The following is a 14,043-nucleotide window of genomic DNA, read 5'->3' as shown; positions in this document are numbered from 1 at the left end:
CCGAGGCTTGCAGGACCGTCATCGCGCCGTGAAGCAATCTCGCCATGCACAGATTTATCCACAGCTGGTGTGGATAAATCGGAATCCCCTTGTGGGATGGGCACTTGCGTGATTTTCGTCAAGATTTTGACAGGACATCACCGCAACTGCGCGAGATGTGCCCCCGCCGGGAGGGGCCGATACACTGCACACAATGTCGCCCGTTTCCGTCCTCCAGGTCGCGCTGCCGGTCCCTCTGCCACGGCTGTTCGACTACCTGCCCCCGCCCGGCCACGCCGCCTCGCCGGAGGACGTGGGCAAGCGGGTCAAGGTGCTGTTCGGCAACCGTGCGCTGACCGGCTTCGTGGCCGGCGTCGGGCAGCCGGCCGACCCGGATCTGGAGCTTCGCCACGCCGAGGCGCTGCTCGATGCCAGCCCCCTGCTGCACGGGGAACTGCTCGACTCGCTGCACTGGCTGGGCCGCTATACGCACGCGCCGATGGGCGAGGTGGTCGCGACGGCCCTGCCGGTCCAGTTGCGCCAGGGCGAGCCCCTGCCGGACACCCACGCCTGGCACTGGCGCCTGACGGAAGCCGGCCGCACCCAGCAGGATCGCCTGCGCGCCGGCAGCCGGCCACGGCGTTTGGCCGACCTGCTGGCCGCACACGCCTCGCTCGACGAGGACGTGCTGGACCTGCACGTGGATGCCGGGCGCGCCACCGCACGAGACCTCGCCAGGCGCGGGCTGGCCGAACGCGTCGCCGCGCCCGCCACGACGACGCCCCCTTCGCCCCGGCCTGGTCCGGCGCTCAACGACGAACAGCGCGTCGCGGCCGAGACGATCATCGGCACGACCGGCTTCGGTGCCCTGCTGCTGGACGGGGTGACCGGCAGCGGCAAGACCGAGGTCTACCTGCACGCGATCGCCGACTGCCTGCTTCGTGGACGCCAAGCGCTGGTGCTGGTGCCGGAGATCGGCCTGACGCCGCAGACGCTGGCGCGCTTCCGCGAGCGCCTAGGGGTGCCCGTGCATGCGCTGCACTCCGGCCTCAACGATGGCGAGCGCGCCCGTACCTGGGCCGCCTGCCTGCGTGGTGAGGCACGGGTGATCGTGGGCACGCGTTCGGCGGTGTTCACCCCGTTGCCGGAGGCCGGCCTGATCGTGATCGACGAAGAACACGACGGCAGCTACAAGCAGCAGGACGGCATCCGCTACCACGCTCGCGACTTCGCGCTGGTGCGCGGCAAGGCGCTGGACGTGCCGGTGGTGCTGGGCAGCGCCACGCCATCGCTGGAGACGCTGCACAACGCGCGCAGCGGCCGCTACGCGCACCTGCGCCTGTCGCGGCGCGCGGGCGAGGCGCAACCGCCCGGCGTGCGCGTGCTGGACATGCGCAAGCGACCGCAGCAGGCCGGCCTGCTGCCCGACACGCTGCAGGCCATCCGCCAGGCGCTGGAGGCGGATGGCCAGGTACTGGTGTTCAAGAACCGCCGCGGGTACGCCCCGGTGCTGCTGTGCCACGACTGCGGCTGGAGCGCGCACTGCAAGCGCTGCGACAGCGCGATGACGGTACATGCGGGCGGCAAGCGCCTGCAGTGCCATCACTGCGGCGCGCGGCAGGCCGCCCCCCCGGCATGCCCCGACTGCGGCGGCCTGGCATTGCAACCGCAGGGGATCGGCACGGAGCGGCTGGAGGAAACGCTGTCCGACCTGTTCGCCGACGTGCCGGTGCTGCGGGTGGACCGCGGCACCACGCAGAAGCGTGATGGGCTGGCGCAACAACTGGCCAGGCTGGGCGATGCGCCCGGCATTCTGGTGGGCACGCAGATCCTGGCCAAGGGCCACGACCTGCCGCACCTCACGCGCGTGGCGGTGGTCGGCGTGGACGAGGGCCTGTTTTCCACCGACTTCCGTGCGGGCGAGAAGCTCGCCCAGCAGCTGATCCAGGTCGCGGGGCGCGCCGGGCGCGCCGGCAAGCGCGGCGATGTGTGGCTGCAGACGCATCACCCCGATCATCCGCTGTTGAACACGCTGATCACCGGCGGCTACCACGCCTTCGCCGACGCAGAGCTGGAGCAACGCCGGATGGCGGGCTTCCCACCGTTCGCACATCTGGCCCTGCTGCGTGCGGAAGCCCAGCACGTGGATGCCGCGCACCAGTTCCTGCAGGCCGCCAAGCAGAGCCTGCGCGCACAGGACGCCACCCTGGAAATGCACGGCCCCCTGCCCGCACCGATGCCACGCCGCGCCGGCCTGCACCGCGTGCAATTGCTGCTGTCCTCGCCGGAACGCCGCACGCTGCACCGCGCACTCGACCTCGCGTTGCCGCAGATCCATGCCATGCCGGAAGCGCGCCGTACGCGCTGGTCGCTCGACATCGACCCGATGGACCTCTACTGATGAGCGCCGACACACACGCTGCCATGACGCCCGCGCGCCGCCTGCGCAGCATCTTCAGCGGCTCGGTCGGCAACCTGGTGGAGTGGTACGACTGGTACGTCTACGCGGCATTCTCGCTGTACTTCGCCGACGTGTTCTTCCCCGGTGGCGACCGCACCAGCCAGTTGCTGAAGACCGCCGCGATCTTCGCAGTGGGCTTCCTGATGCGCCCGCTTGGCGGCTGGCTGCTGGGGCGTTACGCCGATCGTCATGGCCGCAGGCGCGCGCTGATGCTGTCGGTGGTGATGATGTGCGGCGGTTCGCTGATCATCGCCTGCACGCCAGGCTACGCGACCATTGGCGTGGCGGCACCGATCCTGCTGGTGATGGCGCGGCTGCTGCAGGGCCTGTCCGTCGGCGGCGAATACGGCACATCGGCGACCTATCTCAGCGAGATGGCCACGCGCGGGCATCGCGGCTTCTGGTCCAGCTTCCAGTACGTCACGCTGGTGATGGGCCACCTGATCGCGTTGGCCGTACTGATCGCGTTGCAGCGCGTATTCCTGACCGACGGGCAGCTGCGCGAATGGGGCTGGCGCATCCCGTTCGCGATCGGCGCCGCGGCGGCGCTGGTGGCGTTGTGGCTGCGCCGGAACATGGTGGAAACCGAATCGTTCTCCCGCCGCGAGGCCGCGGGCACGCCGGACCTGCAGGAAGCGCAGGGCACGCTGCGTGCCCTGATGCAACACCCGCGTGCGGTGCTCGCGGTGGTCGGACTGACGATGGGTGGGACGCTCGCGTTCTATACGTACACGACCTACGTGCACAAATTCCTCGTCAACAGCGCCGGCATGGCGAGCCAGACGGCCAGCCTGATCAACGCCTCGACGCTGTTCTTCTTCATGCTGCTGCAGCCGGTGGTCGGCGCGCTGTCGGACCGGATCGGACGCCGGCGCATCCTCATCGCTTTCGGTGTGCTGGGAACGCTGTGCACGTGGCCGATCCTGTCGACGCTGCAGACGGTCTCGAGCCCGGCGCAGGCATTCTGGCTGCTGATGGCGGCGCTGGTGATCCTCAGCGGCTACACCGCGATCAACGCAGTGGTGAAGGCGGAGATGTTTCCTGTCGAGATCCGCGCCCTCGGCGTCGGCTTGCCCTATGCGCTGACCGTGGCGATTTTCGGCGGCACCGCCGACATGGTCGCGCTCTGGTTCAAGGACATCGGCCACGAAACCGGCTTCTACTGGTATGTCACGGCGTGCATCGCATGCTCGCTGCTGGTGTACCTGTGGATGCCCGATACGCGCAAGACCTCGCTCATCGATCGCGATCCGGAATGATCCTGCGCGCCCCGGATACGGCGCGTGCGACAATCCGCGACGGCGCCACGCGACCATGGCAGCAGGAGACGGCATGCAAGCAGGACACCATCTCGTCATCGTCGGCGGCGGCTTCGCCGGGCTCTGGGCCACGCGTGCGCTGGCTTCCGCGCCGGTACGCATCACCCTGATCGACCGCCACAACCACCATCTGTTCCAGCCCCTGCTCTACCAGGTGGCCACCGCCGGGCTGTCCGCACCCGATATCGCCGCGCCGCTGCGCCACATCCTGCGCAAACAGGAGAACGTCGAAGTACGGCTGGCCGACGTTGCATCGATCGAGCCGGATGCAAAGCAGGTCGTCCTGGCGGACGGCACGACGATCATGTTCGACTCGTTGCTGCTGGCCACGGGCGCGACGCACGCTTACTTCGGTCACGACGAATGGGCGCGACACGCACCGGGCCTGAAGACGCTGGATGATGCGCTGCAATTGCGACGTCACCTGCTGCTCGCGTTCGAGCGTGCGGAGGCAGAGACCGATCCAGGCAGGCGCGCCGCCTGGCTGAGCTTCGCGGTCGTCGGCGGCGGACCGACCGGGGTCGAACTGGCGGGCACGCTGGCGGAGATCGCGCGGCATACGCTGAAGAACGAATTCCGCCGCATCGACCCCTCGCAGGCGCGCGTGCGACTGGTGGAAGCGGGACCGCGCGTGCTGGCATCGTTTCCCCCCGCACTGTCGGAAAAGGCGCGCAGGCAGCTGGAAAAACTGGGCGTCGAGGTCGTGACCGGCACGCCGGTCAGCGACATCACCGACGAGGGTTACCGGCTGGGCGACGCCTTCGTGCCGGCGAAGACGGTGGTGTGGGCAGCCGGTGTGGCGGCATCACCGCTGGCGCGCTCGCTGGACGTGCCACTGGATCGCGCTGGCCGCGTGCCGGTGCAGCCCGATCTCAGCGTCACGGGACATCCGGACATCTTCGTCGCGGGAGATCTCGCCGCCGTGACCTCGGACGGGCGTCCGGTGCCCGGCGTGGCGCCGGCGGCGAAACAGATGGGCCGGCACGTGGCGCAGGTGCTGCGTGCGCGACTGTCGGGTGGTCCGGCGCCCGGCGCGTTCCGCTACCAGGACTATGGCAACCTCGCGACCATCGGGCGGATGGCGGCGGTGGTGGATTTCGGCCGGCTGAAATTTTCCGGGCTGCTGGCGTGGTGGTTCTGGCTGACCGCGCACGTGTTCTTCCTGATCGGCTTCCGCAACCGCCTGGTCGTGCTGCTGAACTGGTGCTGGGCGTACTGGAGCTACCAGCGCGGCGCGCGGATCATCCTCGGCAAGGACGAGGATCAGCCGGGATCGACGCGGCAGGCGTAGCAGCCGGGACGTGCGTTATGCACGTGCAGATAGGCGACACCGGGCGCGTCGAGCAGACGCTGCAGGTGCGGTGACGCGTTCGCTCCTTCCACCACCTCGGCGTCCCGCATCAGACCGTCCTCGTCATAGGCCCGTAGCGACAGCAACCGGCGCGGGAATGACGGCGGCAATGTGTCGTGGTATTCGGCGGCATGGATATGCAGCGCCGCTTCGCGCACGTAGATCGGCCCACTGGCGCGATACGGACCGGCGACATCGTGGTGCAGGTAGGGAAGCAGCAACAGGGTCTCGCCCTGCTGCGCATCCTGCAGCGTGACGCGGCAGGGAAAGCCTCGGTCGGCATCGGCGACGACGCGACGGATGTTGCGTGCCGCCAGTGCGGCGGCGTCGAGTGCGAACAGAGGACGGAAGGGTTCGGGCGACAGCCCGCGGATCACGAACGACATGGCATCACGCTGCGGGAAACGGGATGCCATGTTCGTGCCGCCCTTGAGGCGGCGCTATCCGGATCTTGTCCGGCCTACTTCGGGTCCAGCGGATAGCGCTTGCCGTCGGCCATGACCAGCTCGCCGTCGCCGATGCGCTCGCTGTCCGCATCGACCGTGATGAATTCGGCCTCGAGGCGGCCCGCGCCCTTGCTGCCTTTCAGGTCGAAGACATACAGCTCGCCTTCCGCTGCCCAGGACGCGTCACGGTCGAAGGCCGCCTCGCGGATGTCACCGATGTGGCGTTGCACGACCGGATGCGCCTGCATCGCCGCGTTGGCCTGCAGCACGAAGATGCCATCCTGCCGCGCGAACGTGTCGGGCACCTCGCCACGATCCGTATCGATGCGCGGCGACGCCAGTTCGCCCTCCATCGGCGCCTCGCCCTCGAACGCAATCTCGCGGCCATCGGCGAGCGTCAGCACGCCCTTGCCGAGACGCTCGGTGTCGGCGTCCACGGTGATGAATTCCGCGAGGATGCGGCCACGGCCCTTGTCGCCCGCCAGTGCGAACACGAACTCGTTGGCACCCTCGGCCTCGCCCGTGGCGGCCAGGTCGAATTCGAACGAGGCGAGCGTGCCGATGTGCTGCTGCACCAGCGGGTAGCGCTGCACGGCGACGCGCGCCTGGCGGGTGAAGATGTTGTCCTGCATGTCGCCGAACATGTCATCGACGCCCGCGTCATCGGCGGGCTCGTCTTCACCACGCGGCTCGCCTTCGAACGGCAAGCGGCGGCCATTGGCCAGCGTCAGCACGCCCTTGCCGAGGCGTTCGGTCTCGGCGCTGACGGTGATGAAGTCCGCTTCCAATCGCCCACGGCCCTTGTCGCCCACCACGTCGAACACGAAGGTGTTCATGCCCGGCGCGGCACCGGTAGCCTCCGTGTCGATCTCGAACGTCGTGATCTGGCCGATGTGCTGGCGGATCAGCGGATACCGCTGCGCGGCTTCCTGCGCCTGACGGGTGAAGAGGTCGGCGCCCGCCCCGACGTCCTCATCGTGGTCGTGCCCATGGTGGTCGTCTTCCGCAGCCAACGCGTCGGCGTCGCCTTCGATCACGTGCTTGGTGCCGTCCGACATCACCAGAACGCCGGGGCCGAGCGCCTCCTCCGTCGCACTGACGGTGATGAAGCGTGCGGTGACGCGCCCCTTGCCGCGGCTGCCCTCGACATCGAACACCAGGACGTCGGGGCCGGGCTGGTCCATGCTCGCGGCATCGTCCAGCACTACCTTGCGAATCGCGCCAAGCTGCGCGGACACCACCGGATCGATCTGCATCGCGGCGCGCGCCTGCGCGTCGTATTCCTCGCGATCGATGCTGAAACTCACGCCGCGCGTTTCGCCGGAGGATTTGGTGTTGCCGGTTTCGGCCGCCATGGCCGGCGTGCCGCCCGCGCCCGCCCCCATGCCGCATGCCAATGCCAACGCGAGTACCCACTGCCGCTTGTTGCCCCACGCCATGCCCTGCTCCTTTATGTTGCCGCCTGAGGCGGATCGCGGCGTAGTGGATCACACTTCCGTCGATCGATGAACCTTGCAAACGAAAAGAGGCCCCTCACGGGGCCTCTTCAGTACGCTGACGCGATGCCGGGTCAGGCCGCGAACAGCGCCTTCATCTTCTTCAGCGCATTGGCTTCCACCTGGCGGACACGCTCGGCGGAAATGCCGTACTCGTCGGCAAGTTCCTGCAGCGTGATCTTGCTTTCGCCATCCAGCCAGCGGCGCTTGATGATGTCGCGCGAACGCTCATCCAGATTCGCGAGACCCTCGCGCAGCAGTTCCATCTGGTTGTCTTCGCTGTCCGCACGCTCGTAGGCCTGCGAAGGATCCTCATCGTGGGCGACCAGGTAGCTGGCCGGCGAAGGCGGGGCATGATCCTCGTCCTCGTCAGAAGAGGCGTCGAAACCGATGTCACGACCAGACAGGCGCGCTTCCATCTCCAGCACTTCGCGCTCGGACACGTTGAGGTCCTTGGCGATGACGCTGACTTCCTCGGCATTCATCCAGCCCAGGCGTGTCTTGGACTTGCGCAGGTTGAAGAACAACTTGCGCTGCGCCTTGGTCGTGGCGACCTTCACGATGCGCCAGTTCTTCAGAATGAACTCGTGCATCTCGGCACGGATCCAGTGCACCGCGAAACTCACCAGGCGCACACCCATGTCGGGATCGAAACGCTTCACGGCCTTCATCAGGCCGATGTTGCCTTCCTGGATCAGATCCCCCAGCGGCAGGCCGTAGCCGTTGTAACCGCGGGCGACATGCACCACGAAGCGCAGGTGCGAATGCACCAGCTCGCGCGCCGCGTCGAGGTCTTCATCCTCGCGATAACGGTGGGCGAGCGCTCGCTCGTCCTCGACCGACAGCACCTGGATCTGGTGCACGGCACTGATGTAGGCGTCCAGCGAACCCAGGGCACTGGGAATCGGCAGGCTGTTGGTGACCAGGGCGGTAGTAGGAGTGTTCTGGCTCATGGGCAGGGATGTTAGCAGTCGGGGGGTTCGACTGCTAACCACCAGGGAAGTTCCCCATTGTCCTACGTCTGCAACAATCTCCCTCCGGCGGACTAATCCAGGAATATTCCTGCCCTATCAATTACTTGGCGATCCCGGATCACGTAATGCCCAGATAGTTCGGAAATCTGCCACCCGCCCCGGCGATCTGGCGTTCAGGTTCGGGAGGACACCGCCACGACGGTCGGCGGCGCTTTCCGAGCCTGCCTCGCCAGCACCTGGGCGGCAAGGTCGTCGGCACCCTCCAAACGCGAAGGATGGAAGTCCCGACGCAGGTACTCGCGCAGGTGACGAAGGGTGCGGCGCGCCATCCCATGCCCCTTCCCGAAGTGATGGGCCACCTGCCGCCAGGAGGCCTTTCTCCACAACAAGCGATCCTGGACCAACAGTGACGCCGCCATGCCGATCATCAAGGCGTAGAACAGCGTGGTTGTCGTCAGCGCACCCAGCAAGCGCACCGCGTAGCGAGGCGCAATCACCTGCAGCAGATCGAACGCAACTGCACGGTGCTCGATCTCTTCGGCGAAGTGCCATTCCATCAGGTCGCGCACGCTTGGATCTGCCTCGACCAGGATCGACTGCGACAGGAACTCATAGCCCAGGAATGCGTTGATGTGTTCAACGCAACTTACAAGCGAGACACGTAGCCACAGCGGCGCGTAGCGGTCCATCGTGCGGAAGATGACACGATCCACCGCACGCTCGAAGCCACGGTATGCGTATCCCTGCGCATCCAGGTTGTCCCAGTAGCGCTTGTGCGCCACTCCATGTTGCGCCTCCTGCCGGATGAACGTCTGGCAGCGCTCGCGCAGTGCGTCGTTGGCGACATGCCGCATGCACGCATTGAGCGTGCGGATATAGAAGGCTTCGTTCGCGGGCACCAGGATGGTGTATGCGTTGAGCAGCGACGAAACCACTTCGTTGCCCGGCAACCAGTGCTGGGGAATGTCGAGAGGAAGGCCTGCAACGAAGCGTCGCGGCGTGATGGATTCACCCATGTCTCTGCCCTGCCCGTGCTCACCCGCGAGGGCGAGGGCGTCCTGACCCACCGCATCGATTCACCCACAGCGGAGCGGTCGTCGAAGAGTATCGGCAGTGCACCCTTGCGATCATGGAGATGCCGGGGGCGCGGCGCCCTCCTGCGCCTGCCGCAATACGCGCAGGAGGTTGCCTCCCCAGATTTTCCGGATGTCCACTTCGGAGTAGCCTGCCGCCAGCAGTGCTTCGGTGATCCGTGGCAGGGCACTGACATCTTCCAGGCCAACGACGCCACCGCCGCCATCCCAGTCTGCGCCGATGCCGACATGATCCACGCCAGCAACCTTCAGGATGTGCAGCAGGTGTGCCATGTATTCGTCGAACGTGGCACGCCTGGTGGGATACCGCGCTTCTATTGCGCGGCGCTCGGCCAGATAGTCCGCCACGCGATCCGCCGGCAGCCGGCTTTCCGAGCCGAACTTCTTCGACAGGCTTTCCATCGCCGCTTCGCGTTCCGGAATCTTCGGGATGTCGACCAGGTAGCCGCCGTAAGCATTGACGTGGATCACCCCGCCTTTCGCCGCGAGCTGGCGGATTCTCGCGTCGTCGATATTGCGCGGATGGTCGTAGATCGCATCCGCACTCGTATGCGACAAGACGATCGGCGCCGAAGACAACGCGAGCAACTGGTCGAACACCGCGTCGCTCGCATGCGACGCATCCAGCACGACGCCGAGCCGGTTCGCCTCGGCCACCAGGGCGCGTCCAGCCGGACTGAGCCCCTTCCACTCGGCACCTGCCGGATCGGTGGAAGAATCGCCGAAATCGTTGTTGCGCACATGGGTGATGCCGAGCATGCGCAACCCCAGGCGATGGTAAGCCGTCAGCAGGGTCGGATCACTCGCCAGCGGCGCGGCGTTTTCCATGCTGATGAACGACACGCGCTTGCCGGCACCCGCGATCCGCTCGGCGTCATCCGCGGTGAGCGCGAGTTCCATCTCGGCAGGATGCGCCGCGAGCATCTCCAGGATACTGGCGAGACGCTTGAGACCATGGTCGCGCGCGGCGCGCTTGCCGGTGTCATCGCGCGCACCCTGGGCCGTGTAGATCACCCAGAAGCCACCATCCAGCCCGCCAGCCTTCATGCGCGGCAGGTCGACCTGCGAGAGATCGCCTTCATGCTGGTGATTGTCTGCGATGCTCCATCCGGGGCGCCGCAGATTCGCGGGCGTGTCCAGATGGGTATCAAGCACCAGCGCGGCTTCATGCACGCGTTGCGCCGCCATCGACGTGCCTTCTGCCGCAGCACCAGCACCGGGCACGATCAGCGCAATCGCAAAGACCAATCGACACCGCTTCATGCATCGTCCCCCTGTGAGATGAGGATCGATTGTTGGCCAAAGCGACGCAAGAAAAAACCCCCGTCCTATTGGACGGGGGTTTCGGGGTAAAGCCCCTGGCGATGACCTACTCTTGCATGGCTTAAGCCACACTACCATCGGCGCGGCTGCGTTTCACTTCCGTGTTCGGGATGGGAACGGGTGGGACCACAGCGCTAATTTCACCAGGGAGAGGGTTGGAGCGTCGCCATCCAGATAACGGATTAAGGCGCCAATCTCTCATAGGGTCTTGTGACGTAGCGGGCATTGGATTTTCTCTGACGATATCGTCGAGTCCAAGGCCACTTGAGGTTATATGGTCAAGCCACACGGATCATTAGTATCAGTTAGCTCAATGGGTTGCCCCACTTACACACCTGACCTATCAACCACCTAGTCTTGATGGTTCCTTTAGGGGGCTTGTGCCCCGGGAGATCTCATCTTGAGGCGCGCTTCCCGCTTAGATGCTTTCAGCGGTTATCGCTTCCGAACATAGCTACCCGGCAATGCCACTGGCGTGACAACCGGAACACCAGAGGTTCGTCCACTCCGGTCCTCTCGTACTAGGAGCAGCCCCTCTCAAATCTCCAACGCCCATGGCAGATAGGGACCGAACTGTCTCACGACGTTCTGAACCCAGCTCGCGTACCACTTTAAATGGCGAACAGCCATACCCTTGGGACCGACTACAGCCCCAGGATGTGATGAGCCGACATCGAGGTGCCAAACACCGCCGTCGATATGAACTCTTGGGCGGTATCAGCCTGTTATCCCCGGAGTACCTTTTATCCGTTGAGCGATGGCCCTTCCATACAGAACCACCGGATCACTAAGTCCTACTTTCGTACCTGCTTGATCCGTCGATCTCGCAGTCAAGCACGCTTATGCCTTTGCACACAGTGCGCGATGTCCGACCGCGCTGAGCGTACCTTCGAGCTCCTCCGTTACTCTTTGGGAGGAGACCGCCCCAGTCAAACTACCCACCATACATGGTCCCCGATCCGGATTACGGACCTAGGTTAGAACGTCAAGCACATCAGGGTGGTATTTCAAGGTTGGCTCCACCGAAGCTAGCGCCTCGGTTTCATAGCCTCCCACCTATCCTACACAGACGAACTCAACGTTCAATGTAAAGCTATAGTAAAGGTTCACGGGGTCTTTCCGTCTTGCCACGGGAACGCTGCATCTTCACAGCGATTTCAATTTCACTGAGTCTCGGGTGGAGACAGCGCCGCTGTCGTTACGCCATTCGTGCAGGTCGGAACTTACCCGACAAGGAATTTCGCTACCTTAGGACCGTTATAGTTACGGCCGCCGTTTACTGGGGCTTCGATCAAGAGCTTCGCCTTGCGGCTGACCCCATCAATTAACCTTCCAGCACCGGGCAGGCGTCACACCCTATACGTCCACTTTCGTGTTTGCAGAGTGCTGTGTTTTTGATAAACAGTCGCAGCGGCCTGGTTTCTGCGACCCCCCTCAGCTATAGCCCGCATGGGCCACCAAAGAGGGTGCACCTTCTCCCGAAGTTACGGTGCCATGTTGCCTAGTTCCTTCACCCGAGTTCTCTCAAGCGCCTGAGAATTCTCATCCTACCCACCTGTGTCGGTTTACGGTACGGTCTGCGTGAGCTGAAGCTTAGGAGCTTTTCCTGGAAGCGTGGTATCAGTGACTTCGTCCAAAAGGACTCGTCTCGGTGCTCGGTCTTAAAGGATCCCGGATTTGCCAAAGATCCAAACCTACCGCCTTTCCCCGGGACAACCAACGCCCGGTACACCTAACCTTCTCCGTCCCTCCATCGCACTCACGCGAGGTGCAGGAATATTAACCTGCTTCCCATCGACTACGGCTTTCGCCCTCGCCTTAGGGACCGACTAACCCTGCGTCGATTAACGTTGCGCAAGGAAACCTTGGGCTTTCGGCGTGCGGGCTTTTCACCCGCATTATCGTTACTCATGTCAGCATTCGCACTTCCGATACCTCCAGCAACCTTCTCAAGTCACCTTCAACGGCTTACGGAACGCTCCTCTACCGCGCATAACAAAGTTATGCACCCCAAGCTTCGGTTTCGTGCTTAGCCCCGTTAAATCTTCCGCGCAGACCGACTCGACCAGTGAGCTATTACGCTTTCTTTAAAGGGTGGCTGCTTCTAAGCCAACCTCCTGGCTGTCTGTGCCTTTCCACATCGTTTTCCACTTAGCACGAAATTTGGGACCTTAGCTGTGGGTCTGGGTTGTTTCCCTTTTCACGACGGACGTTAGCACCCGCCGTGTGTCTCCCGTACATTCTGTCTTGGTATTCGGAGTTTGCCATGGTTTGCTAAGACGCGATGTCCCGCTAGCCATAACAGTGCTCTACCCCCAAGAAGATTCATACGAGGCGCTACCTAAATAGCTTTCGAGGAGAACCAGCTATCTCCGGGTTCGATTAGCTTTTCACTCCTAATCACACCTCATCCCCTACCTTTGCAACGGGAGTGGGTTCGGGCCTCCAGTACCTGTTACGGCACCTTCACCCTGGGCATGACTAGATCACCCGGTTTCGGGTCTACTGCCCGCGACTATGCGCCCTTATCAGACTCGGTTTCCCTTCGCCTCCCCTATACGGTTAAGCTTGCCACGAACAGTAAGTCGCTGACCCATTATACAAAAGGTACGCAGTCACCCTTGCGGGCTCCTACTGCTTGTACGCACACGGTTTCAGGATCTATTTCACTCCCCTCTCCGGGGTTCTTTTCGCCTTTCCCTCACGGTACTGGTTCACTATCGGTCGGTCAGGAGTATTTAGCCTTGGAGGATGGTCCCCCCATGTTCAGACAGGGTTTCTCGTGCCCCGCCTTACTCGTCTTCACTGAAAAGGTCCTTTCGAATACCGGGCTGTCACCGTCTATGGCCAGTCTTTCCAGACTGTTCTTCTAAAACCAATCCAGCTTAAGGGCTGGTCCCCGTTCGCTCGTCACTACTCAGGGAATCTCGGTTGATTTCTTTTCCTCCGGTTACTTAGATATTTCAGTTCACCGGGTTTGCCTCCAGCAGCTATGTATTCACTGCAGGATACTGCCGAAGCAGTGGGTTTCCCCATTCGGACATTGCGGGATCAATGCTTGTTGCCAGCTCCCCCACACTTTTCGCAGGCTGCCACGTCCTTCATCGCCTCTGACCGCCAAGGCATCCACCGTGTGCGCTTATTCGCTTGACCATATAACCCCAAGTCGCCTCGGAGTTACATGCCGTGCTGGTGGGGTACAAAGCCACCAACGCGAACATACGACTCAATTTATTAGGGACTCGAAGTCCCCGCCTTAGCCTCAACGACACGTCTAGATGAAAATCTAAAACGCTCGCTACGTCACAAGTTGTTAAAGAACACGAAGCCGGCTTCAGCGCCGATCCGTTTCAAAATAATCTTTTAGTGTGCGATTGCAGGTTTCAGAAGTAATAGCCAGCCTGGTTTTGGTGGGTCTGGGAGGACTCGAACCACCGACCTCACCCTTATCAGGGGTGCGCTCTAACCACCTGAGCTACAGACCCAAAAGTCGTTCTCAGTGGTGGAGCCTGTCGGGATCGAACCGACGACCCCCTGCTTGCAAAGCAGGTGCTCTCCCAGCTGAGCTAAGGCCCCGTTTTACGGGCTTACTCTGAAAAA

General features: G+C 63.6%; 8 protein-coding genes, 2 tRNA genes and 2 rRNA genes. 3 read left to right on the top strand and 9 right to left on the bottom strand.

The window, feature by feature from the left end; genetic code table 11:
* Nucleotides 1-193 precede the first annotated feature (193 nt).
* From IB223_RS01315 to IB223_RS01305, 3 genes are all read left to right on the top strand, one after another.
* Complete coding sequence (locus IB223_RS01315; protein ID WP_192199893.1) at nt 194-2,380, top strand: primosomal protein N'; 2,187 nt, start codon at nt 194-196, stop codon at nt 2,378-2,380.
* Nucleotides 2,380-3,699 carry an MFS transporter gene (locus IB223_RS01310; RefSeq protein WP_192199892.1) on the top strand — a complete coding sequence of 440 codons (1,320 nt, stop codon included), beginning with the start codon at nt 2,380-2,382 and terminating at the stop codon, nt 3,697-3,699. The genes IB223_RS01315 and IB223_RS01310 overlap by 1 nt, the downstream gene beginning before the upstream one ends.
* A gap of 73 nt (nt 3,700-3,772) precedes the next feature.
* A complete protein-coding gene (locus tag IB223_RS01305) occupies nt 3,773-5,050 on the top strand; it encodes an NAD(P)/FAD-dependent oxidoreductase (protein WP_192199891.1) in 1,278 nt (425 codons plus the stop codon).
* Here the strand turns inward: IB223_RS01305 and IB223_RS01300 are convergent.
* The 9 genes from IB223_RS01300 to IB223_RS01260 all read right to left on the bottom strand — a co-directional run bounded on the left by IB223_RS01300 (nt 5,023) and on the right by IB223_RS01260 (nt 14,019).
* Nucleotides 5,023-5,526: a DUF1203 domain-containing protein gene (locus tag IB223_RS01300; protein ID WP_225590746.1), complete on the bottom strand. Its 504-nt coding sequence runs from the start codon at nt 5,524-5,526 to the stop codon at nt 5,023-5,025. The genes IB223_RS01305 and IB223_RS01300 overlap by 28 nt on opposite strands.
* Before the next feature lie 44 nt (nt 5,527-5,570).
* A complete protein-coding gene (locus tag IB223_RS01295; RefSeq protein WP_192199890.1) occupies nt 5,571-6,995 on the bottom strand; it encodes a hypothetical protein in 1,425 nt (474 codons plus the stop codon).
* A gap of 131 nt (nt 6,996-7,126) precedes the next feature.
* The gene (gene rpoH / locus IB223_RS01290) at nt 7,127-8,005 is read right to left on the bottom strand and encodes an RNA polymerase sigma factor RpoH (protein ID WP_192199889.1); all 879 of its coding nucleotides are present in this window, start codon (nt 8,003-8,005) and stop codon (nt 7,127-7,129) included.
* 194 nt (nt 8,006-8,199) lie between these two features.
* Nucleotides 8,200-9,042, bottom strand: coding sequence for a metal-dependent hydrolase (locus IB223_RS01285; RefSeq protein ID WP_192199888.1), 843 nt, complete (start codon nt 9,040-9,042; stop codon nt 8,200-8,202).
* A 111-nt stretch (nt 9,043-9,153) separates the two neighbouring features.
* The gene (locus IB223_RS01280; protein ID WP_192199887.1) at nt 9,154-10,383 is read right to left on the bottom strand and encodes a dipeptidase; all 1,230 of its coding nucleotides are present in this window, start codon (nt 10,381-10,383) and stop codon (nt 9,154-9,156) included.
* 93 nt (nt 10,384-10,476) lie between these two features.
* Nucleotides 10,477-10,591 (bottom strand): 5S ribosomal RNA (rrf, locus tag IB223_RS01275).
* A 126-nt stretch (nt 10,592-10,717) separates the two neighbouring features.
* Nucleotides 10,718-13,596, bottom strand: a 23S ribosomal RNA gene (locus IB223_RS01270).
* A 255-nt stretch (nt 13,597-13,851) separates the two neighbouring features.
* Nucleotides 13,852-13,928, bottom strand: a tRNA-Ile gene (locus tag IB223_RS01265).
* 15 nt (nt 13,929-13,943) lie between these two features.
* A tRNA-Ala gene (locus IB223_RS01260) sits at nt 13,944-14,019 on the bottom strand.
* Nucleotides 14,020-14,043: the final 24 nt, after the last annotated feature.

The organism is Pseudoxanthomonas sp. PXM03, assembly GCF_014852005.1.
In the GTDB taxonomy this organism is placed as follows: domain Bacteria; phylum Pseudomonadota; class Gammaproteobacteria; order Xanthomonadales; family Xanthomonadaceae; genus Pseudoxanthomonas_A.
Note: the sequence above shows the minus strand (reverse complement) of the source record. Positions and strands in the feature narration are given on the sequence as shown.